The organism is Sphingomonas sp. (genome assembly GCF_026460985.1).
GTDB lineage: Bacteria > Pseudomonadota > Alphaproteobacteria > Sphingomonadales > Sphingomonadaceae > Sphingomonas.
This window is the reverse complement of the sequence record NZ_JAPKNM010000016.1, coordinates 38,058-58,410: the sequence shown is the minus strand read 5'-3', so window position 1 is coordinate 58,410 and position 20,353 is coordinate 38,058. Positions and strand designations below refer to the sequence as shown.

Here is a 20,353-nt window from a genome sequence, read left to right as displayed (position 1 = left end):
CCGAACGCGCGCTGCTTCGCGGGGCATAACGGGCCGAAGCCGATCACGGTGTGGTGCTCGAACGACTATCTGGCGATGGGCCAGCATCCCGCGGTGATCGCGGCGATGGAGGAGGCGCTCCACGATGTCGGCGCGGGCTCGGGCGGCACGCGCAACATCGGCGGCAACACGCATTACCATATCGAGCTCGAGCACGAGCTTGCCGACCTGCACGGCAAGGAAGGGGCTCTGCTCTTCACCTCGGGCTATGTCTCGAACGAGGCGACGCTCTCGACGCTCGCCAAGTTGATGCCGGGCTGCATCGTCTATTCGGACGAACTGAACCATGCCTCGATGATCGCGGGGATCCGCAATTCGGGCTGCGAGAAGCGGGTGTTCCGCCACAACGACCTCGCGCATCTCGAGGAATTGCTCGCCGCCGACGATTCCGGCGCGCCCAAGCTGATCGCGTTCGAGAGCGTCTATTCGATGGACGCCGACATCGCGCCGATCGCGGCGATCTGCGACCTGGCCGACAAGTACAACGCGCTGACCTATCTCGACGAGGTCCATGCCGTGGGCATGTACGGCGCGCGCGGCGGCGGCATCTCCGAGCGCGACGCCGTGGCGAATCGCATCACGATCATCGAGGGGACGCTGGGCAAGGCCTTCGGGGTGATGGGCGGCTACATCGCCGCGGACCAGGTGATCATCGACGTGATCCGCTCTTATGCGCCGGGCTTCATCTTCACCACCTCGCTCTCGCCCGTCCTCGTCGCGGGCGCGCTGGCGAGCGTGAAGCACCTCAAGGCCTCGAGCGTGGAGCGCGACGGCCAGCAGCAGGCGGCGGCGACGCTCAAGCGGCTGATGGCCGAGGCCGGGCTGCCGGTGCTGCCCTCGACCACGCACATCGTGCCGCTGATGGTCGGCGATCCGGTCAAGGCCAAGAAGATCAGCGACGTGCTGCTCGCCGAATACGGCGTCTACGTCCAGCCGATCAACTATCCGACGGTACCCCGTGGCACCGAGCGGCTGCGCTTCACCCCCGGCCCCGCGCACGACGAGGCGATGATGCGCGAGCTCGTCAGCGCACTCGTCGAGATCTGGGGCCGGCTGGAGCTCCGGCTCGCGGCCTGACGCCTTGGCCGCGCAACCGCCCGGCCCCGAAGTCGCCCACGAGCTCTATCTCCATATCCGCGTGATCATCAGCATCGTGCTGGGGATTGCGATCACGCGCATCCTCGCCGGGCTGGCGAAGTTCGTCCAGCATCCGGGCAAGCTCAAGGTCTATCCGGTCCATCTCCTGTGGGCGCTGATCGTGCTGATCGCCTCGATCCATTTCTGGTGGTGGGAGTTCGGCCTCGCCGCGATCGTGCATTGGCGATTCGAGCTGTTCTTGTTCGTATTGTTCTATGCCTTCCAGTTCGCGCTGATGGCGAACATCCTCTTCCCCGACGATCTCGAAGAATATGAAGGCTATAAGGACTATTTCCTGTCGCGCCGGGGCTGGTTCTTCGGGCTGCTGATCGTGTCGATGCTGACCGACTGGTTCGACACGGCGATCAAGGGCCATGCCTATCTGGCGAGCTTCGGCGCCGAATATCCGCTGCGCATCGCCGGCACCGTCGCGCTCGCTTTGGTGGCGATGCGCACGCGCAATGCGCGCTTCCAGCTCGCCTTCGCGATCCTCTACCTCGCTTATTACATCTCGTGGATCGTGCGGGTCTACGATCCCGGCCGGTTGGGCGGCTAGGCCCTGGTGAGGGCCGCGCTCCACGCATAGCCGCGATAGAGCGGCGTGAATTCGAGGCTGAGGTCCTGCGCTTCCGCGACGCGCTTCAGCACCGCCGGCAATTCGCGGCGCGGGAAGACGTGGAAATCGTTGAGCGACTTGAAGTGGAAGCGCTTCGCCCAGCCGGGAAGCCGCTCATACTGGCCGAAATCGACGATGTGCAGGCTGCCGCCGGGCGCGAGGCTGGCCGCGCCGCGTTCGATCGCTTCCTGCCAGGGCGGGATCATCGACAGCGTATAGCTCATGAAGAGCCGGTCGACCTTTTCGAGCCCGAACAGCGCCGACGTGTCGAAATTGCCCGCGTCGCCCTGTGCCAGCGTGATCCGGTCCGCCAGTCCTGCCCGCGCGACCGATTTGCGCGCGGTGTCGAGCATCGCCTCGCTGATGTCGAAGCCGTGGAAGCGCGCATCGGGCCAGCGCTTCGCCGCTACGATGAGGTTGCGCGCGGTGCCGCAGCCGACCTCGACCACCGTGCCGTCCGGCGGCGGCGCGAGGCGCTGGATCAGCCGGTCGCGCCCCAACAGATAGAATCGCCGCGTGAAGTCGTAGAAGTGGCGATGGAGCGCATAGACATCGTCCATCAGCGCCTTCTGGTCGCTGGCCATCGCGGTCATGCGTGCGGCTTCAGCGTCCAGAGATGCGTCGCGCCATAGACCGACGAGCGATCGCGGCGCGTCCAGTCGTCGAGCTGCGCGGGATCGGCATATTGCCACTGGTCGAGGATCGCGTCGGGAACGTGCCCCGCGACGACATCCGGCGCCGCCGCGGTGCGATAGAGCACGCGCGCGCCGGGCTTGGCCGTCCGCGTGATCTCGCTCCAGATCCGGGTGAGCTGCGCGTCGGTCATCCAGTCCTGCGCGTCGAGCAGGATGTAGCGATCGAGCGACTGGGCGGGCATGCTTTCGAGATAATCGGCATAGTTGGTGTGCCGGATCTCGACGCGGTCGGCGCGCTCGCGGACCTCGTCATAATTCGCCGCCTGGAGATAGGGCGGCAGCGGCGCGTCTTCATGCTTGCCATAGCCCCGCCCGAAGGCTTGCCAGGCGTAGAAATTGTCCTTGATGTCGAAGTCGCAGGCGAGCTTGCGCAGCCGGCTCTTGAGCGCGCCGGTGATGCCCTGCGCATCGTCGACCTTGAGCAGGTCGTATTGCGCCGGCGGGATGCCGAAGCCGAACAAGGCGGCGGGCTGGTCGACCAGCCAGCGCAGGAACTTCTTCTCGAAGAAGGGCGCATAGCGCGTCTCGAAGATCGCGCGCTGCTCCTCGATCGACTTGGCCTTCAGGATCTCGCGCGGATCGATGCGGTAGAGTCGGCCCAGAAAATGGACGAAGCCGATCAGGTTCCCGAGCAGCCCCTGGCGGTAGAAGCCCGTCGCGAAGCCCGAGATGCGACGGCGCCCGCGCAGGTCGCGGCTCTCCCAATAAGCGCGGGTCGCTTCGTCGAGATGCGGGCGCAGATGCCGCTCGTACAGCGCGATGTTCTCGGCGCGGTCGGCATCGGCGAAGAAGGCGCGGAAGCTCGCATAGTCGGGCAGATGCAATGCCGCGGCCTGCTTGAGCTTGTTGAGCGCGACATGCGCGGGATTGAGGTCCACCGCGGTGATCCGCTTCGGATCGGCGGTCAGGTACGAGAACACGTTGCACCCTCCCGAGGCGATCGTCACGACATGGCTGTCGGGCGTGATCTCCAGCGCCTCCATGTCGATGACCGGGTCTTCCCAGATCTGGGCATAGACCAGCCCGCGAAACGCAAAGGTGAAGGCGCGTTCGAGCAGGCCCTCCCTGCTGAGATGCTCGTGGCGATGCACCGCACCGCGAACGGCGCCGTTCTTCGGCGTCTTGGCGAGAGTTCCCATGGCCGGACTCCAGGAGGCGCCCGTGCAATGTCCGGGCGGAGTGCTTCCGCCCTAATCGCCGCGTGTGACAGAATCTTGTCACCGGCCCGCGTCCGCGTCCGGCAGACCTTGCGCGGCGGCGGCTCGACATTTGGTTTCCCCTCCCTTCCAGGGAGGGGATCAAGGGGTGGGTAGCGTCAGGCGAGGCTCGATGCCTCGTCTGACGCTTATTTGCTTGGCGATGAATCTCTTGGGCGCGCGGACGCGCGCACCCACCCCCAGCCCCTCCCTTCCAGGGAGGGGAGCCGAAGCGCCAAGGGTCTAGTGAGTCCGCTTGTCGATCTCGTTGCCGACGTCGCGGGTGCCGTTGGCCACGGCGTCGCCGACATCGTCGGCGGTATTCTCGATCGCCTGGCCGGCGCGGTCGGCGCCGTTCTCGATCAAGTCGCCGGTCTTGGCGGCGGCGTTCTCGAGGCTGTCGCCGGTCTGCTCGACCGCGCTCGCCACATTGTCCTGCGTGCCTTGCGAACAGGCGCCAAGCGCGAGGCCGAGCGCGAGCGCGGGCACCAGGGCGTGGAATGATTTGCGCATTTTGGTCTCCAAGGGTTGTCTCGGTCTAGCCAGCACAGGCCCGAGGGCGTAGGGAGCGCGGCATGTCCCGCCGTATCGCCATCGCCTCGGATCATGCCGCCTTCGTCATGAAATCGGAACTCGCCGAATGGTTGCGTGGCGCCGGCCACGAAGTGCTTGATCTCGGGCCCGCCAACACCGACAGCGTCGACTATCCCGACTACGGCTATGCGCTCGGCCGCGCCATCGAACGGGGCGAGGCGGAGACGGGGATCGCGCTGTGCGGATCGGGTATCGGCATCTCGATCGCGGTCAACCGCAACCCCGCCGCGCGCTGCGCGCTGGTCGCCGAGCCGCTCTCGGCGAGCCTCGCCCGCGAGCATAACGACGCGAACGTGATCGCCCTCGGCGCGCGCCTGATCGGCACCGAGATGGCCAAGGCGTGCGTCACCGCCTTCCTCGAAACCGACTTCCTGGGCGACCGCCACGTGCGTCGCGTCGAAAAACTCAGCCATCCCGAAAGGAGCCCCGCATGAGCACCAACCCCCAGATGGCAGGGCTCCAGCCCGACGGCTTCTTCACTAAATCGCTTTCCGAAGTCGATCCCGCGGTCTTCGCCGGCGTACGCCACGAGCTCGACCGCGAGCAGCACCAGATCGAGCTGATCGCATCCGAGAACATCGTCTCCAAGGCAGTGCTCGAGGCGCAGGGCTCGGTCTTCACCAACAAGTACGCCGAGGGCTATCCGGGTAAGCGCTATTACCAGGGCTGCCATCCTTCCGACGAAGTCGAGCAGCTGGCGATCGATCGGGCCAAGCAGTTGTTCGGCTGCGGCTTTGCCAACGTCCAGCCGCATTCGGGCGCGCAGGCGAACGGCGCGGTGATGCTCGCGCTGACCAAGCCGGGCGACACGATCATGGGCCTCAGCCTCGATGCCGGCGGCCACCTGACCCACGGTGCGAAGGCAGCGATGTCGGGCAAGTGGTTCAACGCGGTCCAATATGGCGTCGATCCCGAGACGCACCTGATCGACTTCGACCAGGTCGAGAAGCTCGCCAAGGAGCATCGCCCCAAGCTGATCATCACCGGCGGCTCGGCCTATCCGCGCATCATCGATTTCGCCCGTTTCCGCGCGATCGCGGACGAGGTCGGCGCGCTCTTCATGGTCGACATGGCGCATTTCGCCGGCCTGGTCGCGGGCGGCGTGCATCCCACGCCGTTCGGCCATGCGCATGTCGTCACCACCACCACGCACAAGACGCTGCGCGGGCCGCGCGGCGGCATGGTGATGACCGATGACGAAGCAATCGCCAAGAAGATCAACAGCGCGGTGTTCCCGGGACTCCAGGGCGGTCCGCTGATGCACGTGATCGCCGCCAAGGCGGTCGCGTTCGGCGAGGCGCTGCGCCCCGACTTCAAGAGCTATGCCGCGGCGATCGTCGAGAACGCCAAGGTGCTCGCCGCGACGCTCAACGAGCGCGGCGCCAACCTCGTCTCGGGCGGCACCGACACGCATCTGGCGCTTGTCGACCTCACCCCACTCGGCGTCACCGGCAAGGACGCCGACGAGGCGCTCGAGCGCGCCGCGATCACCTGCAACAAGAACGGCATCCCCAACGATCCGCTGCCGCCGGTCAAGACCAGCGGCATCCGCGTCGGTTCGCCTGCCGGCACCACGCGCGGCTTCGGTCCGGCCGAGTTCCGCGAGATCGGCAACATGGTCGCCGACGTGCTCGACGGGCTGCGCAAGAATGGCGAGCAGGGCGACGCACAGGTCGAGGCCAATGTCCGCGAACGCGTCCGCGCGCTGTGCGAACGCTTCCCCATCTATCCGGAGCTGTAATTGCGCTGCCCCTTCTGCGGAAATGAAGACAGCCAGGTGAAGGACAGCCGCCCCACCGAGGACGGGGCGGCGATCCGGCGGCGGCGGCAGTGCGAGGCGTGCGCCGCGCGCTTCACGACGTTCGAGCGCATCCAGCTGCGCGACCTGACCGTGGTGAAGAGCGGGGACCGGCGCGAGCCGTTCGAGCGCGACAAGCTCGTCCGCTCGGTCTCGACCGCGGCACGCAAGCGGCCGATCACGCCCGCGCAGATCGAGCGGCTGGTGTCGGGCATCCAGCGCCAGCTCGAGACGCAGGGGGACACCGAGATATTGTCCCAGCGGATCGGCGAACTGGTGATGCAGGGGCTGAAGGGTCTGGATTCGGTCGCCTATATCCGCTTCGCCTCGGTCTATAAGGACTTCCGCGAGGCGAAGGATTTCGAGGAATTCGCCGGCAATGTGAGCGAGGTCGGCAAGGGGTGAATCCCGTCATCGTCCTCGTGCGCCCGCAACTGGGCGAGAATATCGGCAAGGCGGCACGCGCGATGCTCAATTTCGGGCTGGCCGAGATGCGCCTCGTCGCCCCGCGCGACGGCTGGCCCAATCCCTCGGCCGGGCCGGCGGCGAGCGGTGCCGATGTCGTGCTCGAAAGGGCGCAGGTCTTCGGCAGCGTTGCCGAGGCGGTCGCCGATTGCGGGCAGGTCTATGCCACGACGGTGCGCAAGCGCGGCGTCACCAAGCCGGTGGTGACGCCCGAGACCGCCGCGCGCGAGATCCGCGCCGCGAGCGAGCGCTCGGCGATTCTGTTCGGCCCCGAGCGCTCGGGGCTCGAGACCGACGACGTCGCGCTGGCGCGTACGATCGTCACCGTGCCGATCAATCCCGAATTCGGCTCCCTGAACCTCGCTCAGGCGGTGATCCTCGTCGCCTATGAATGGTCGAAGGGTGCGAGCCTCGCCAGCCCGCCCGCTACCGATCTCGATCCGCCCGCGCCGCAGGAGGAGCTGGACGGGATGATCGGCCAACTCGACGCGCTGCTCGAGGATTCGGGCTATTATTTCCCGCCCGATCGCGTCCCCGCGACGCGGCGGACGCTCCGCACTCTGCTCACCAAACCGAGTTGGTCGTCGCAGGAGCTCCGTACGCTGCGCGGCGTGCTCTCCGCGCTCGAGGGCAAGAAGCGCCACCGCGGCGGCTGATCCTCAGCGCCGGTCGAACGCCTCGAACTCATAGGCGATCGACGCTTCGACCAGCTGCTCCCAAAGCGCGCCGACCGGCTCCTCCGGGATCCCTGCGGCGCGCGCATGGGCGCGGACATTGGCGATGACCTGGGCCTTGCGCGCCTCGTCGCGGACCTGGCCGCGTTCGGGCTTGATGCGGGCGGCGGCGTCCATATAGCCGAAGCGGCGCGCGAGCAGGCCGACCAGCGCGCGGTCGACCGCGTCGACGCCGGCGCGGACCTCGGCCATCGTCGTGCAGGCTTCGGGATCGAGAGTGTGTTGCATGGGGTTGCCCTTGGCGGGACGCGGCGTGCCTGTCCAGCTTGACTCATCGGTGCTCGGCCGCTAACCGCGCGCCTTCGCAATGGCCCCGCACCCCGGTGAAGCGGTGGCCCTGCCTTCCCCACAGGAACCAGCAGGCGGATACCGGGATCAACCCCGCGTTCCCGAAAGGGAGAGCGGATTACGTCGTCAGCGATTGCAAAGGATTAGATATGTCGAAGCGCTCCAGCGCCAAGCACAAGCTCGACCGCCGGATGGGCGAGAACATCTGGGGTCGCCCGAAGAGCCCGGTCAACAAGCGTGAGTACGGCCCCGGCCAGCACGGCCAGCGCCGCAAGGGCAAGATGTCCGACTTCGGCATCCAGCTGCGCGCCAAGCAGAAGCTCAAGGGCTATTACGGCGACATCACCGAGAAGCAGTTCAAGAAGTCGTACGAGGAAGCGTCGCGCATGAAGGGCGACACCGGTCAGAACCTGATCGGCCTGCTCGAGATGCGCCTCGACATGATCGTCTATCGCGCCAAGTTCGCGCCGACGATCTTCGCCGCGCGCCAGCTGGTCAACCACGGCCATGTCCGCGTCGACGGCGACAAGTGCAACATCGGCTCGCGCCGCATCAAGCCCGGCCAGACCGTCTCGCTCTCGTCCAAGGCGCAGGAAATGGCGCTGGTGATGGAGGCGCAGAGCCTCTCCGAGCGCGACATCCCCGATTACGTCGTTCCGGACGGCGCCTCGAAGATCACCTTCACGCGCATTCCGACGCTCGACGAAGTGCCCTATCCGGTGCGCATGGAGCCGAACCTGGTCGTCGAGTTCTACTCGCGCTGATCCGGGACCCCGGTCCGAGAGAAACAAGGGCGGTCGCAGGCGCGGCCGCCCTTTTTCGTATCGGAACCAGTCGGGCATCCGGCGCCGAAAGCATATCTCGCCGTATCGGAAGACCGGCGGGTCCGTCGCGCCACCCTCATTAAGGTTTGCGCCCAATAGGCTACACCGCAAAAGTCAGCATACCAGCCGAATTAACCCTGCGTTTCGGGCCGCCCCGCGCCTAGTTTCCCACGCGCTGCGATGTCGGGTGAATGAAAGAGGGTGTATCGTGGATCCGTTTCTGGCCACGCATCAGGACAGCGCGCAGGCGGAGGCTCTGTTAGATCTGGTCACCAATCAGCTGGACGCGTCGATGGGCATGCTGACCCTGCATGGCCCGGAGGGCGAGCGGCCGAGAATCCTCACGTCGCGCAACATGTCCACGAGCCTCGCCTCGACGATGGCGGCGTCGATCGATCGCGACCTTTCCAGGCCGGGGGATTCGAACGGCGCCGAGTGGTGGGGCGCGATGGCCTGGCCGTCGACGGTCTCGCGAGACGGCGACGGACATGCGCGCGTAACCTTTCTGTACCGCGCGACCCCCTGGCGGGCGATCGGGCTGACGGCGTGCCGGGACGACCGGCGCGAGGACCGATGGGGCGAACTCCAGTCCTCGGAGCTCAAAAGCTGGGTCGAGCCGATCCTGGGCCTGATCTGGCGTGCCGAGCATGAATATGCCCTGCGCGAGGGGCTGGCGCGCGCCATCGACCGGTTCGATTTCGGAATCGTCCTGCTCGACGCGGACGCTTCGCCCTGGTTCGTCAATGCGCGGGCACGACAATTGTTCGATGCAGGCGATGGGATACGGCGCGCGGGCCATGCGATCGCCGCCAGCGATTTCGACGACACCATTCGCCTCCAGACCGCGATCCGGCACGATTCCGTATCCGGCGACAGCTTTCACGTGCTGCTCCTGCACCGCACCCGGATGCGCCCGCTGATCGCCGTCGTGGCGTCCCTGGATTGCGAGCACGACCTGTGCGGCAAGCCGGCCACGGCACTCTACCTGCTGGACCCCGACCGGGACTCGCGGGCGATGGTCAGCGCGCTCTGCCGGGCGCATGGCCTGACCGCGACGGAATCCGAGCTCGCCATGCATCTCGTCGGGGGCGCGACCGTGGAGAACGCCGCCAATCGCATGCACATCCAGATACAGACCGCGCGCGCCTATCTGAAACAGGTCTTCGCCAAGACCGGCACGCACCGCCAGGCCGAATTGGTCCGCGCGATCCTCCGGGGCATCGTACTCATCGGCTGATCCAGGCCTGCCGCCCCATCTGGGGGTAGCGATTTGCACCATTCGGGGAGGGGCCGCGATCCCGTGTGGGGCTAATCGCCCCGCGCCGAAGCGAGCTATACAGCCGCCGTCACGATTTCGCCGCGCGACCAGGGAATACCGCGGGGCAACAGCGGTATCGGCGGCCGCGCCAATTCCATGGAGGAGATGTCATGAAGCGCACATTGTATCTAGGCGTTGCGTTCGGCGCCCTCACGCTGACGGCAACACCGGCCTTCGCCCAGGACGACAATAACGGCAAGGCTGCCGCAATCACCGCGGACAACGGCTCGACGGTGACCTGGACCAACACCACGACCACCACGACCACCACCGAGACCACCGACAATTCGACATGGACCGACAGCTCGAACAACAGCGATTCGAGCGGGATCGGCTCGGCGAACAACGGCGGCACCGCCAACTACAGCTATACGACGATGACGACCCCGACCAACCTCGCCGCGACGGTGACGGGCGGCGAGGTCTATCTCTATAATTGGGGACCGGGCGGTTCCGGCGGTTCGGGCGGCTCCGGCGCTGCTGGCGGCTCCGGCGCCGGCGGCGGCTCGGGCGGCGGTGGCGGTTCGGGCGGCGGCGGCGGCGCCACGACCGGCGGTTCCGGCGGCTCCGACGGTGACGGCGGCGCCAGTGGTGATGGCGGCGCCGGCGGCGCCGGAGGCACCGGCGACACGACCGGCGCAGGCGGGGCGGGCGGCGCGGGCGGTGCAGGCGGCACGGGCGGCGAAGGCGGCGCGGGCGCGGCATCGCAAGTGATGACTTGGGACGCCACGTTCGACAACGGCGCCTTCTCGAACTTCGCCGGCCTGAACGCGATGAACGTCAACACCGGCTTCTACGCATCGCAGAATGCGAGCGTGAACGTGAGCGCGTCGGTCGGCACCTTGACGCTGACGCCCTGAAATATCGGCCGGCCGCTTACTCCCCCCGGAGCGGCCGGCTTCTTTTTGGCGTCGGAGACAAGGGAGATCGGCCGTGACCCGCCTCATTGCGGCGACCATTGGCGTCGCCTTCCTCTATGGCCTTGCCGCTGCCCCGGCGAGCGCGCAGACGGCGCCGCCCGGCCCCGTGCCGGTCGCCGACAGCCTCCTGGCGGAGACGCGTGGCATGGCGGACATGTGGGTGATCGGGCAAACGACGACGGTCACGAGCACCAGCACGGTCGAAGGCAACACGATCAACGGCGATTTCACCACGGGGACCGTCAATCTGAGCAACGGCGCGCTCGACAATTTCAACGGGCTGGCATTGTTCAACATCAACACCGGCAACAATGTCGCCATCAACAGCGCGATGACGGTCAATGTCGCGATCCAGCCATAGGATGGCGGTGATGGGCGCGGCGATGTTGCTCGGCGGCTGCGGCCCCGCTTTTGTCGACACGCCCGGCCGCACGCTGCCCCTGACGGCGGGCGATGTCGCCGTGCCGGTCAAGAGCATGGCCGAGCGACGCTTCCTGACGGTCGTGCGCCAACGCTATGATTTCAGCTGCGGCTCGGCCGCGCTCGCGACTCTGCTCCGTTTTCACTACGGGGACGACGCCAGCGAGCAGTCGGTGTTCATGGGCATGTGGCAGAATGGCGATCGCGCGCAGATCAGCCGGCTCGGATTCTCGCTGCTCGACATGAAGCGCTATCTGAATGCACACCGCATCCGGGCGGAGGGCTATGTCGTGACCCTGGACGAGGTCGCGCGCACGCGCGTTCCCGGCATCGCGCTGATCGACGTGCGCGGCTACCGGCATTTCGTCGTCGTCAAGGGCGTCGAGGGCGGGCAGGTGCTCGTCGGCGATCCGTCGCTGGGCATCCGCCTGATCGACGTGAAGACCTTCGGATCGATGTGGAACGGCATCCTGTTCGCGCTGGTCGATGCGGTCGAGGACGGCAAGCGCAGCTTCGGCCGGGAATCGGAATGGGCGCTGGTGGCACGGAGCCGCGCGACCATGACGATGGAGCCCGTCAGCATCCAGGCGCTCGCATTGGTCCGCGCGCCGCCTTTCCCGGTCGAATTGTAGCGAGGGCGGCATGCGCATCCTCGCTCTCCTGCTCGGCGCCGTCGCGACCTTCTCCTTCGCCCAGGCCGCCGCCCAGTCCGGGCCGTTCGGAGGCTCCCGAACGGTTGCCGACGACAGGCTCGGCGAGGTGCGGGGCGGCTTCCTGCTCCCCAACGGCATGGACATAGGCCTCGGCATCACGGTCGACACGCTCGTCGATGGCCGTCTCGTGCTCAGCACCGTGATGACCGTCGACGATGCCACGCACCTGTTCGTCTACACCGAGGGCGACGTGCAGCGGCAGACGAGCGCGACCATGGTTCTGGTGCCCGGCCCCAATGGGCCGTCGCTCGTCCGCATCACGCAGGACGCCTCGCCCGCCCCGGGCGGGGGCGGAAGGCAACCGCTCGCGGTCGTTCCCAACGGCGCGCCGGTCGAGACGCCGTGGGGCGCGGTCCAGCTCGCGCAGTCGGACACCCAATCTACGGTATTCCTGACGGGCGAGGGGATCCAGCTGCGTCACATGATCGGCGCGGTCACCGGCGCGCTGGTCGCCAATACCGCCAGCGACCGCGTGATCGACACCATGGTCACGATCGACCTCGATATCCGTCATTCGGCGATACCGCTCGGCGCGATGATGCTCCGGCTCGATACGTTGCTCACCGGCGCCGCGGCGCGGGGAGCCTATTGAGATGCGGCCCGGACTGCATTGCCTCGGCGCGCTCGGCCTGATGGCGGTGGCGGCGCCCATGCGCGCCGATGCGCAAGCCGCCGGCCCGCAGAGCGCCGACCTGCTCACGCTGCGGCGCCAGATCGAGGAGGAGCGCCGCGCGATGGAGACGCAGCAACGCGCGCTCGATGCGCAGAAGCAGCGTCTCGACATACTCGAGGATGCGCTGCTCGAGCGGATGCGCGCCGAGGGGCTGCCCATGGCCGCGCCGCTCCTGCCCTATGCCGATGTCAGCCAGACCGGCGACAACCAGTCGTCCACGCCGCAGGTCGGGGTCAAGCCTCCCCAGGCGCCGCCGCGTGTCGCCGTGCTGGCGGACCAGGGCGGCATATTGTCGCGTCCCGGCCGCTTCGTGATCGAGCCGACGCTCGAATATATCCGGGCGGACCGCAACCGCTTCGTCTTCCGCGGCATCGAGATCCCGAAGTCGGTCCTGGTCGGCGTGTTCGACATCAACGAGAGCCGGCAGGATATCCTGACCGCCGCCGCGGTGGCCCGCCTGGGGTTGACCGATCGGCTCGAACTGTCGGCGCGTCTCCCCTGGGTCTATCGCCAGGACACGGCCGTGCTGGTGCCCCTGATCCAGAACCCGCCCCAATCCGGCGCCGGGACCATCAACACCTCCACGCACGGATCGGGGCTCGGCGACGTCGAGGTGCAGGCGCGCTACCAGATCTCCGACGCGAACCATGGCTGGCCCTATATGATCGCGGGGCTCCAGATGATCGCGCCGACCGGATCCGATCCCTTCGGCCTGCCGCGCAGCGCGCTGGGCAACGCCCAGAGGTCGGCGACCGGATCGGGCTTCTGGGCGGTCCATCCCAGCCTGACGCTTCTGATGCCGAGCGATCCCGCGACCTTGTTCGGCGTCTTCGGCTACACCTTCAACTTCGGTCGCGACGTCGACACGCGGATCAACGATGCGCAGATCGACCGAGTCGAGCCGGGCGGGTCGCCCAGCGCGACGATCGGCCTCGGCATCTCGCTCAACCAGCGGACCTCGGTGAGCTTCGCCTATGCGCACAACTGGCAGTTCGCGACGCGGAGTCGCATCCGGCCGATCAGCATTCTCAACGGCGTCGAGACATTGGGCGAGCCGATCACCAGCAAGACGCGCGACCTTCAGATCGGCCGGTTGCTGTTCGGCATCAGCTACCGCGCCACCCAGCGGACGACGCTCGACTGGATCGTCGAGGTCGGTGCCACGGACGACGCCGCGGATGTCCGCACGACGCTGCGGATACCCTTCGAACTCTCGTCGCCGGGCGCCAAGTCCGGCCAGTGAATGCGAACTCGAGGGGCGAGACCTTAGCCACGCTACATTCGCATCCCCGACATGGGAGGTGCCGCGGCGGCTGCTATGACCGATACGACGACCTGACGTTCGCCTGCTTTCTCGAACTTGAGCGTCAGCGGGAAGGTCTGGCCGGCCTCGAGCGGCTGCTTCAGGCCGGCCAGCCAGATGTGCAGCCCGCCCGGATTCAGGCTTGCGGGCTTGTCGGCCGGAATATCGATTGCCTCGAGATATTTCATGCCCATCGCGCCGGCGCCGCTCTCCATGGTCATGAGGTCGGTCTTGTTCGCGACGGGAGCGGAAGCGGCGATCAGCCGGTCGGGGGTCGGCGAGGTGATCGTCATGTACACCGCGCCATTCGCCGCGTTGGCGACGGTTTCGCGCGCCCACACGTCCTTGACCTCGATCGGGGCCGGTTGCGTGCAGGCCGCGATCGGAAGCGACAGGAACAGAGCGAAAGCCAAAGGTCTCACCAAGATCTCCCCTATTCCCGCATGGTCGCCGCATCCCGATGCCCGCCCATCCGATAGGGCGGCCTTGTACGGCCGGACGCCGATTTGCTACGCTCGTAGCCCGATTATGGAAAGTGGATCCTCTTCTCGCGCCGGCCTCGCCCGGCATGTCGACCGCCGGCTGCTGCTGCGCGGCGCGCTCGGCGCCGGTGCGGTCGCGGCCGTGGCGATTCCCGCCCGCAGGTTCCTGGTTCCCGAGGCGGTGGCCGAACCCGTGAAGGTCGGCGGCCTCGCGGTGACCTGCAACCTGACGCTGCCGGTCGCCTGCGCCGCCAACCAGGCCGCCAACCCCTTCGGCACGCGTGACGCGGCGCAGCTCGCCTTCGGATTCAGCCGGTACAATGGATGGCCCGAGCTGAAGGAATCGCTGATGTCCGGTGGCGTCCAGGCCGCCTATATGCTGGCACCGCTGGTGATGGACCTGGCCGACAAGCAGGTGCCGGTGAAGATCGTGTCGATCGGCCACCGTTCGGGCGCGGTGATCATGGTCCGCACCGATTCGTCCTACCGCAACTTCCGCGACCTGACCCGCAAGCGCATCGCGATCCCCAGTCGCTTCGCGGTTGATTTCCTGTTCCTGCGCAAGATGCTCGCCAAGGAGGGCATGACGCCCAAGGACGTCGAGATCGTCGAGATGGCGCCGGCGGACATGCCGGCGGCGCTCTATGTGAAGGGAGTCGACGCCTATTGCACCGGCGAGCCGTTCGGCGCGGCGGCACAGAGTGCGGGCTATGCGCGGCCACTGACCATGACGCGCGACGAGTGGCCCCGTTACATGTGCTGCGTGCTGACCGTGCGCGAGGAACTGATCGCGTCGAACCGGCCGCTGGTGCAGAATCTCGTCAATTACGTGCTCGCCGCGGGCAGATGGCTCGACGGACAGCGGAAGAACCGCGAGACCGCGGTCCAGATCGCCGCCAAGCGCGAATATTTCAACCAGGACCCCAACATCCTCCGCTTCGTGATGAGTCACCCGGAGGACCGCGTGACCTATGGCGACCTGCGGATGATCCCGCAGGAGTTCGAGGATCTGATGCAGCAGGCCGTCGCGGCCGGCGCGTTGAAGCACTCGGTTCCCTACGCCAAGTACGTCGACGAAAGCTTCGCGCGCGCGGCGCGGCCCGCGTCGATCGCGCTTTGACTGCGCGTTCGAACCCGAGGCTCCCGATCCTTGCCGGGATCCTGCTGGTCGCGCTGCTCGCGGCAGGCGCGGCCATCACGATTGTCTCACGCGACGCGGCGCGGCCGGAGGCGACACCCGCGCCTGACACTGCGCGATCGGGGGGATTGAAGGCCGGGGCGTTCGATCCGCCGCAACAGGCGCCCGACTTTTCGCTGCGCGGCTCGGACGGGTCAGAGGTGACGCTGGCGCGCTACCGCGGCAAGGTCGTGCTGCTGACGTTCGGCTTCACTTATTGCGCGGCGGTGTGTCCGACCACGCTGGCGACGCTGGCGCAGGCCCGCAGCAAGCTCGGCAAGGCGGCGGATTCGGTGCAGGTGATCTTTGTGACGGTGGATCCGGCGCGCGACGACGCAGTGCACATGCGGGAGTATCTCAAGGCTTTCGATCCCGGCATCGTCGGCGCCACGGGCACTCCGGATGCCTTGGCTGCGGTGCGGGCTAAATATGGCGTCACGGCCATCAAGCGGGGCACCGGCCCCGACTATGCCATGGACCACACATCGTCGATCTTCCTGATCGACCGCGACGGCAAGCTGCGGGCGATGATGCCCTTCGGGCACGACCCCGCGGACTTCGTGCACGACATCCAGTCGCTGCTGGTATGACGGCGCCGCTTTCAGGGAAGCGCTTGGTCGCGGCCACGCTGTCCTTGGTCCTGCTCGGCGGGCTCGGATGGGCCGCGCTGGCGCCGATAGAAGCCGTCTCGCATGAGGAGCTGTTCGAGATTCCGAAGGGCACCTCGGCGCGCCGCCTAGCCGGCGAGGAGATCGAGATCCTGCCGCAGACGATCCGGCTGACGCTCGGCCTCAACGACGTGCTCGTGTTCAGGAACGCGGACAGCGCGCCGCACATCTTCGGGCCCACATTGATCATGCCGGGGCAGAGCTTCCGCCTGCCCTTCACGCAGGCATCGACCTACAGCTTTCAGTGCACCGCGCACGCCAACGGGCAGCTCGACGTGATCGTGGACCCGGCGCCTGCGCCGGGCTGGGAAAGGCTTCGCTGGCGTTGGCGCAAGCTGACGAGCTGATCGCCGGCGACAGCTGGGCGCCGAGCTGAGTTGTAGCTACGTTACTACCTTGTGGCTCTCCCGCAACACTATGGAGCCGCTGTGCGGAAATGTGCGCCTTTCCGCCTTGCCGGCCGCGGTTTCGAGGTTGTGAAATCCGGTCCCGATGCCGCAAAACTCGCGCGTTGCGGCGGCAATTCGTGCAATTGACCGACCGGCACGATGGGGGAACGGGTGAGGGAAACCGACAATGCGCTGATGAGGGTCGTGGCGCCGGCGCTGGTGATCGCGCTCCTGATCGCGGTCTGGTGGCTGATCGTCGCAAGCAGCGACAGCCCCATCTTTCCGACTCCGGGACAGGTCGCGACCGGAGCATGGGCGCTCGCGCAGGACGGCACCTTGTGGCAGCACATCGAAGCGTCGCTGTTCCGTGTCGAGATCGGCTTCGGGCTGGCGCTTGTGGTCGGCGTGCCGCTGGGCCTGTGGATGGGCTGGGTCTCCGGCGCCTTCTACACGTTGAACCCGCTCTTCCAGATGCTGCGGCCGATCTCGCCGATCGCCTGGATCCCCGTCGCGATCCTGTGGTTCGGAGTCGGCGACTTCTCGCCGATCTTCCTGATCTTCATCTCCTCGGTGTTCCCGATGATCGTGCAGACCACGGTGGGCGTGCGCACGATCGACCGGCGCTATCTGCGCGCGGCTGCGAATTTCGGCGTTTCGCGCTGGGTGCTGTTTCGCCGGGTGGTGATTCCCGCGGTGCTGCCGGAGATCATCGTCGGCATGCGCATCGGCATCGGCGTGGCCTGGCTCGTCGTCGTCGCCGCGGAGATGATCGCGCTCAACTCCGGCCTCGGCTATCTGATCATGGATTCGCGCAACGCCGGCAACCGCTACGACCTGGTGATCGCGAGCATGATCATCATCGGCGTGATCGGGCTGCTGCTCGACGGCGCCACCCGCCTGCTCGAGCGGCTCGATACCGTGAAGTGGCGCTATGTCCGATAGTCAGATCGTCGTCGACGGCATCAGCAAGGGGTTCGGCGAGCTCTCGGTCGTCGACGATGTGCGCTTCGAGGTCGCCGACGGCGAGTTCGTCGCGATCGTCGGCCCTTCGGGCTGCGGCAAGTCGACCTTGCTGAACATCATCGCTGGCTTCGAGCGTCCGGACCGGGGCACGGTCAGGATCGACGGCGCCAGGGTGACCGGTCCGAGCCGGAACGGCATCATGATCTCGCAGCACGGATCGGTGTTCCCGTGGCTGACCGTGCAGGACAACGTCATGTTCGGCCTGACCGGCGCCAGCCAGGAAGAGCGGGTGGCGCTCGCGCACCGCTATATCGAGATGGTCGGGCTCAGCGGGTTCGAGAAGGCGTACCCGCACGAATTGTCGGGCGGCATGCTCAAGCGTGCCGAGCTCGCCCGGGCCTTCGTGGTGAAGCCCGAGATCCTCTACATGGACGAGCCCTTCTCGGCGCTCGATGCGCTGATGAGCCTGAGAATGCAGACCGAGCTGCGGCGCATCCTCGACGAGGAGCGCCACACGGTGCTGCTGATCACCCACGACGTCGAGGAAGCGATCTTCCTAGCGGATCGCATCCTGGTGCTGTCGCCGCGCCCGACGACGATCCAGACCACCTTCCATGTGGACCTGCCGCATCCGCGCAAGCTCTCGGATCCAAAGGCGCAAATCCTGCGCGAGGCCATATTGAAGGAACTCGGGCTCTAGCGCGACCGCCTGGCTCGGTTCCCCGGGGCGGCAGGCGGAGAAGTGCCGAAAGATACCGCTTGCGTCCGCGCTACAAATGTAGCACGCTACAAATGTAGCCTGAGAGGTACGCCATGCTTTCGCAATTGCCGCCCCGCGAACGTCAGATCGTCGACCTGCTCTATGAGGGGGGATCGCGCACCGTTTCGGATATCTGCGACGCGCTGCCCGATCGGCTCACGGGATCGGCGGTGCGCGCGATGCTCAAGCGACTCGAGGATAAGGGCTTCGTGCGCCGGGAGGAAAGCGACCGGGGGTTTCTCTTCTCGCCGACCTTGCCCGACAGCCAGGCGCGGCGCACCGCGCTCAGCCAGGTGGTGCGGACCTTCTTCAACGGATCGCCGGTCAGCGCGGCCAGCGCGCTGCTGGGAATGGCGCAGCAACCCGATGCGCGCGAACTCGACGAACTGGAGGCCATGATCGCGCGCGCGCGGCAGGCCCGGGCCAGCGGAGAGTAACGATGGCCATATTGCTCCTCGCGCTCAAGTCGCTCCTCGTCGCCGCCGCGACCTTGTTGCTGCTCCGCCTGACCCGCCGTCGCTCCGCCGCGGAGCGCTCGACGATCGCGCATCTCGGGCTGTTCGCGCTTGTCGCGTTGCCGCTTGCGAGCCTGGCGCTGCCGTCGCTGTCGTTGCCGGTTCCGGAATCGATCGCGCGCATGGTGGGGATGGACGCGACGCCGCCGCCCGCCACGGCGACACCAGCGACGGCGGACGTCGCGCAGTCGAACGCGGCGGCGCTTCCGCTGCCGGCCGCCGAACCGCGGATTCAGGCCATGTCCGATCAGCCGTCGGCGTTTGGCAACGTCGTGGGCGCGCTGGCACGGCATGCCTATCTGCTGCCGACCGCGGCATTGCTGCTTCTCACCCTGGCGGCATTGCTCCGCCTGGTCGGCCTGCGGGCGCGCGCCGAAGTGCTGGTCGAGCCCGAGTGGCTGGCCGCGCTCGCCCGCGCCCAGCGGCGCATGGGTTTCAAGAGCGGCACGGCATTGCTCAGGAGCGAGGAGCTCGCCTCGCCGATCAGCTGGGGGCTGATGCGCCCGACGATCCTGCTCAGCGACGCGGCCGCGCGCGCCCCCGAACAGGCCGAGGCGATCATCGCGCACGAGCTGGCGCATGTCGTCCAGCTCGATTGGGCGAAGCTGATGCTCGCGCGCGTCGCCACCGCCGCCTTCTGGTTCAATCCGCTCGCCTGGGTTCTGGCGCGCGAGGCCCATCAGCTGCGCGAGGAAGCAGCGGACGACGCCGTGCTCGCCGCCGATATCGACGGGCCCGATTATGCCGAGCTGTTGATCGGCGTGGCCCGCCACGAGTGCCGCGGCGTGCTGCTCGGCGCGCATGGCGTGGCGCCGGGGAAGAACTCGCTGCATCGCCGCATCGCGCGGGTGCTCGACCTCAATCCTGCGCGCCGGCCTTCGGGCAGGTCATGGGTAGCGGGGTTCGCCGCGGGAATGCTCACCATGGCCGCGCCGCTTGCCGCGTTGACACTCGCACCCAGCCAGGCCGCATCGGTCGCCGCGGGCCCGGTACGCGCGGCGAGCGCCGCACCGGCATCCCCGGCATCACGGGCATCATCGGCGACTTCGTTGACGCACGGCGTGTCGGCTCGAGCGCAGGATACCGATGCTTTGCCTTCGACTTCGACCAATGACCAAGCCCTGGTCGAGGCGAGTTCCGCGTCGCAGGTTTCCATGCAAGCGGTCCAGCTTGCCGTTCCCGTCGTGGTGGCACAGGCCAGCCCGTCACAAGAGATCCGTGTCGACCAGATCATCGAGATGCGCGCCATCGGAATCACGCCGGAATATAAGCGCGCCATGGCGCAGGCGGGCTTTCCGGGCCTGACGACCGACCAGTTGGCGCAGGCTCGATCGCTGGGCGTCACGCCCGAATATGTCCGCGACATGCGTGCCGCCGGATTGGCAGGGAACTTCGAGCAGATATTGGGCGCGCGCGCCCTGCGGCTCGATCCCGGCTATGTCGGTGAGATGCGCAGGCTGGGGGTCCGCGGCTCGCTCGACGATTACCAGGGCATGATCGCCCTGGGCGTCACTCCCCAATATGTGCGCAGACTCCGGGCGCGCGGGATCGGCGTCACCTCGCCCGACAAGCTGACCGAGCTGAAGGCGGTGGGCTTCGATCCCGACAAGGATAGCGACGGCCCGTAACGGGCATCGCGTTCGCGCCACCGTCCACGTCCCCAACC

The 20,353-nt window shown here is 67.2% G+C and carries 25 protein-coding genes; 20 read left to right on the top strand and 5 right to left on the bottom strand.

Going from position 1 to position 20,353, the window contains the following annotated elements; translation table 11 throughout:
• Both hemA and MT490_RS03395 read left to right on the top strand, forming a co-directional pair.
• Nucleotides 1–1,116, top strand: a 1,116-nt coding sequence (hemA, locus tag MT490_RS03400) for a 5-aminolevulinate synthase (RefSeq protein WP_297384265.1), incomplete at its 5' end; no start/stop codon positions are given.
• A 4-nt stretch (nt 1,117–1,120) separates the two neighbouring features.
• Entirely contained in the window at nt 1,121–1,732 is a 612-nt protein-coding gene (locus tag MT490_RS03395) for a hypothetical protein (protein ID WP_297384263.1), read from the top strand.
• Here the strand turns inward: MT490_RS03395 and MT490_RS03390 are convergent.
• From MT490_RS03390 to MT490_RS03380, 3 genes are all read right to left on the bottom strand, one after another.
• Nucleotides 1,729–2,385 carry a class I SAM-dependent methyltransferase gene (locus tag MT490_RS03390; RefSeq protein ID WP_297384262.1) on the bottom strand — a complete coding sequence of 219 codons (657 nt, stop codon included), beginning with the start codon at nt 2,383–2,385 and terminating at the stop codon, nt 1,729–1,731. The two genes, MT490_RS03395 and MT490_RS03390, sit on opposite strands and share 4 nt — an antisense overlap.
• The gene (locus MT490_RS03385) at nt 2,382–3,626 is read right to left on the bottom strand and encodes a DUF3419 family protein (RefSeq protein WP_297384260.1); all 1,245 of its coding nucleotides are present in this window, start codon (nt 3,624–3,626) and stop codon (nt 2,382–2,384) included. The genes MT490_RS03390 and MT490_RS03385 overlap by 4 nt, the downstream gene beginning before the upstream one ends.
• 300 nt (nt 3,627–3,926) lie before the next feature.
• The gene (locus MT490_RS03380; RefSeq protein WP_297384258.1) at nt 3,927–4,196 is read right to left on the bottom strand and encodes a hypothetical protein; all 270 of its coding nucleotides are present in this window, start codon (nt 4,194–4,196) and stop codon (nt 3,927–3,929) included.
• A gap of 62 nt (nt 4,197–4,258) precedes the next feature.
• Here MT490_RS03380 and rpiB point away from each other — a divergent pair, with 62 nt between their 5' ends.
• From rpiB to MT490_RS03360, 4 genes are read left to right on the top strand one after another with little or no spacing between them, the layout of a single operon-like run.
• Nucleotides 4,259–4,711, top strand: a complete 453-nt coding sequence (rpiB, locus tag MT490_RS03375) for a ribose 5-phosphate isomerase B (RefSeq protein WP_297384256.1) — start codon at nt 4,259–4,261, stop codon at nt 4,709–4,711.
• Nucleotides 4,708–6,018 carry a serine hydroxymethyltransferase gene (glyA, locus tag MT490_RS03370; RefSeq protein ID WP_297384254.1) on the top strand — a complete coding sequence of 437 codons (1,311 nt, stop codon included), beginning with the start codon at nt 4,708–4,710 and terminating at the stop codon, nt 6,016–6,018. Before rpiB ends, glyA begins: the two co-directional genes overlap by 4 nt.
• The gene (nrdR, locus tag MT490_RS03365; protein WP_297384252.1) at nt 6,019–6,480 is read left to right on the top strand and encodes a transcriptional regulator NrdR; all 462 of its coding nucleotides are present in this window, start codon (nt 6,019–6,021) and stop codon (nt 6,478–6,480) included.
• The gene (locus tag MT490_RS03360) at nt 6,477–7,196 is read left to right on the top strand and encodes an RNA methyltransferase (RefSeq protein WP_297384250.1); all 720 of its coding nucleotides are present in this window, start codon (nt 6,477–6,479) and stop codon (nt 7,194–7,196) included. The genes nrdR and MT490_RS03360 overlap by 4 nt, the downstream gene beginning before the upstream one ends.
• A gap of 3 nt (nt 7,197–7,199) precedes the next feature.
• On the opposite strand, the gene MT490_RS03355 is transcribed toward MT490_RS03360, so the two are convergent.
• Nucleotides 7,200–7,502 (bottom strand): chorismate mutase, encoded by a 303-nt coding sequence (locus MT490_RS03355; protein WP_297384248.1) that lies wholly within the window; start codon nt 7,500–7,502, stop codon nt 7,200–7,202.
• Between the two features lie 209 nt (nt 7,503–7,711).
• Between MT490_RS03355 and rpsD the strand changes: the two genes are divergently transcribed.
• The 7 genes from rpsD to MT490_RS03320 all read left to right on the top strand — a co-directional run bounded on the left by rpsD (nt 7,712) and on the right by MT490_RS03320 (nt 13,673).
• Nucleotides 7,712–8,326 (top strand): 30S ribosomal protein S4, encoded by a 615-nt coding sequence (gene rpsD, locus MT490_RS03350; protein ID WP_297384247.1) that lies wholly within the window; start codon nt 7,712–7,714, stop codon nt 8,324–8,326.
• A gap of 268 nt (nt 8,327–8,594) precedes the next feature.
• Nucleotides 8,595–9,623: a hypothetical protein gene (locus MT490_RS03345; protein ID WP_297384245.1), complete on the top strand. Its 1,029-nt coding sequence runs from the start codon at nt 8,595–8,597 to the stop codon at nt 9,621–9,623.
• 191 nt (nt 9,624–9,814) lie between these two features.
• A complete protein-coding gene (locus MT490_RS03340; RefSeq protein WP_297384243.1) occupies nt 9,815–10,564 on the top strand; it encodes a hypothetical protein in 750 nt (249 codons plus the stop codon).
• A gap of 73 nt (nt 10,565–10,637) precedes the next feature.
• Nucleotides 10,638–10,985, top strand: coding sequence for a hypothetical protein (locus tag MT490_RS03335; RefSeq protein WP_297384242.1), 348 nt, complete (start codon nt 10,638–10,640; stop codon nt 10,983–10,985).
• Nucleotides 10,986–10,995: 10 nt separating this feature from the next.
• The gene (locus tag MT490_RS03330) at nt 10,996–11,676 is read left to right on the top strand and encodes a C39 family peptidase (protein WP_297384240.1); all 681 of its coding nucleotides are present in this window, start codon (nt 10,996–10,998) and stop codon (nt 11,674–11,676) included.
• 10 nt (nt 11,677–11,686) lie between these two features.
• Nucleotides 11,687–12,349: a hypothetical protein gene (locus MT490_RS03325; protein WP_297384239.1), complete on the top strand. Its 663-nt coding sequence runs from the start codon at nt 11,687–11,689 to the stop codon at nt 12,347–12,349.
• Between the two features lies 1 nt (nt 12,350).
• The gene (locus tag MT490_RS03320; protein ID WP_297384237.1) at nt 12,351–13,673 is read left to right on the top strand and encodes a transporter; all 1,323 of its coding nucleotides are present in this window, start codon (nt 12,351–12,353) and stop codon (nt 13,671–13,673) included.
• Between the two features lie 32 nt (nt 13,674–13,705).
• Here the strand turns inward: MT490_RS03320 and MT490_RS03315 are convergent, their stop codons facing one another.
• Nucleotides 13,706–14,155 carry a copper chaperone PCu(A)C gene (locus MT490_RS03315; protein WP_297384235.1) on the bottom strand — a complete coding sequence of 150 codons (450 nt, stop codon included), beginning with the start codon at nt 14,153–14,155 and terminating at the stop codon, nt 13,706–13,708.
• Nucleotides 14,156–14,261: 106 nt separating this feature from the next.
• On the opposite strand from MT490_RS03315, the gene MT490_RS03310 reads away from it, so the two are divergent.
• The 7 genes from MT490_RS03310 (at nt 14,262) to MT490_RS03280 (ending at nt 20,315) form a co-directional block, all read left to right on the top strand.
• Complete coding sequence (locus MT490_RS03310; protein ID WP_297384234.1) at nt 14,262–15,335, top strand: ABC transporter substrate-binding protein; 1,074 nt, start codon at nt 14,262–14,264, stop codon at nt 15,333–15,335.
• Nucleotides 15,332–15,982 (top strand): SCO family protein, encoded by a 651-nt coding sequence (locus tag MT490_RS03305; protein WP_297384232.1) that lies wholly within the window; start codon nt 15,332–15,334, stop codon nt 15,980–15,982. The genes MT490_RS03310 and MT490_RS03305 overlap by 4 nt, the downstream gene beginning before the upstream one ends.
• A gap of 23 nt (nt 15,983–16,005) precedes the next feature.
• Entirely contained in the window at nt 16,006–16,407 is a 402-nt protein-coding gene (locus tag MT490_RS03300) for a hypothetical protein (protein WP_297384230.1), read from the top strand.
• A gap of 201 nt (nt 16,408–16,608) precedes the next feature.
• Complete coding sequence (locus tag MT490_RS03295; protein WP_297384229.1) at nt 16,609–17,391, top strand: ABC transporter permease; 783 nt, start codon at nt 16,609–16,611, stop codon at nt 17,389–17,391.
• Nucleotides 17,381–18,112: an ABC transporter ATP-binding protein gene (locus tag MT490_RS03290; protein ID WP_297384227.1), complete on the top strand. Its 732-nt coding sequence runs from the start codon at nt 17,381–17,383 to the stop codon at nt 18,110–18,112. Before MT490_RS03295 ends, MT490_RS03290 begins: the two co-directional genes overlap by 11 nt.
• A 113-nt stretch (nt 18,113–18,225) precedes the next feature.
• Nucleotides 18,226–18,609, top strand: a complete 384-nt coding sequence (locus tag MT490_RS03285) for a BlaI/MecI/CopY family transcriptional regulator (RefSeq protein ID WP_297384225.1) — start codon at nt 18,226–18,228, stop codon at nt 18,607–18,609.
• Between the two features lie 2 nt (nt 18,610–18,611).
• Entirely contained in the window at nt 18,612–20,315 is a 1,704-nt protein-coding gene (locus tag MT490_RS03280) for a M56 family metallopeptidase (protein WP_297384224.1), read from the top strand.
• Nucleotides 20,316–20,353 lie beyond the last annotated feature (38 nt).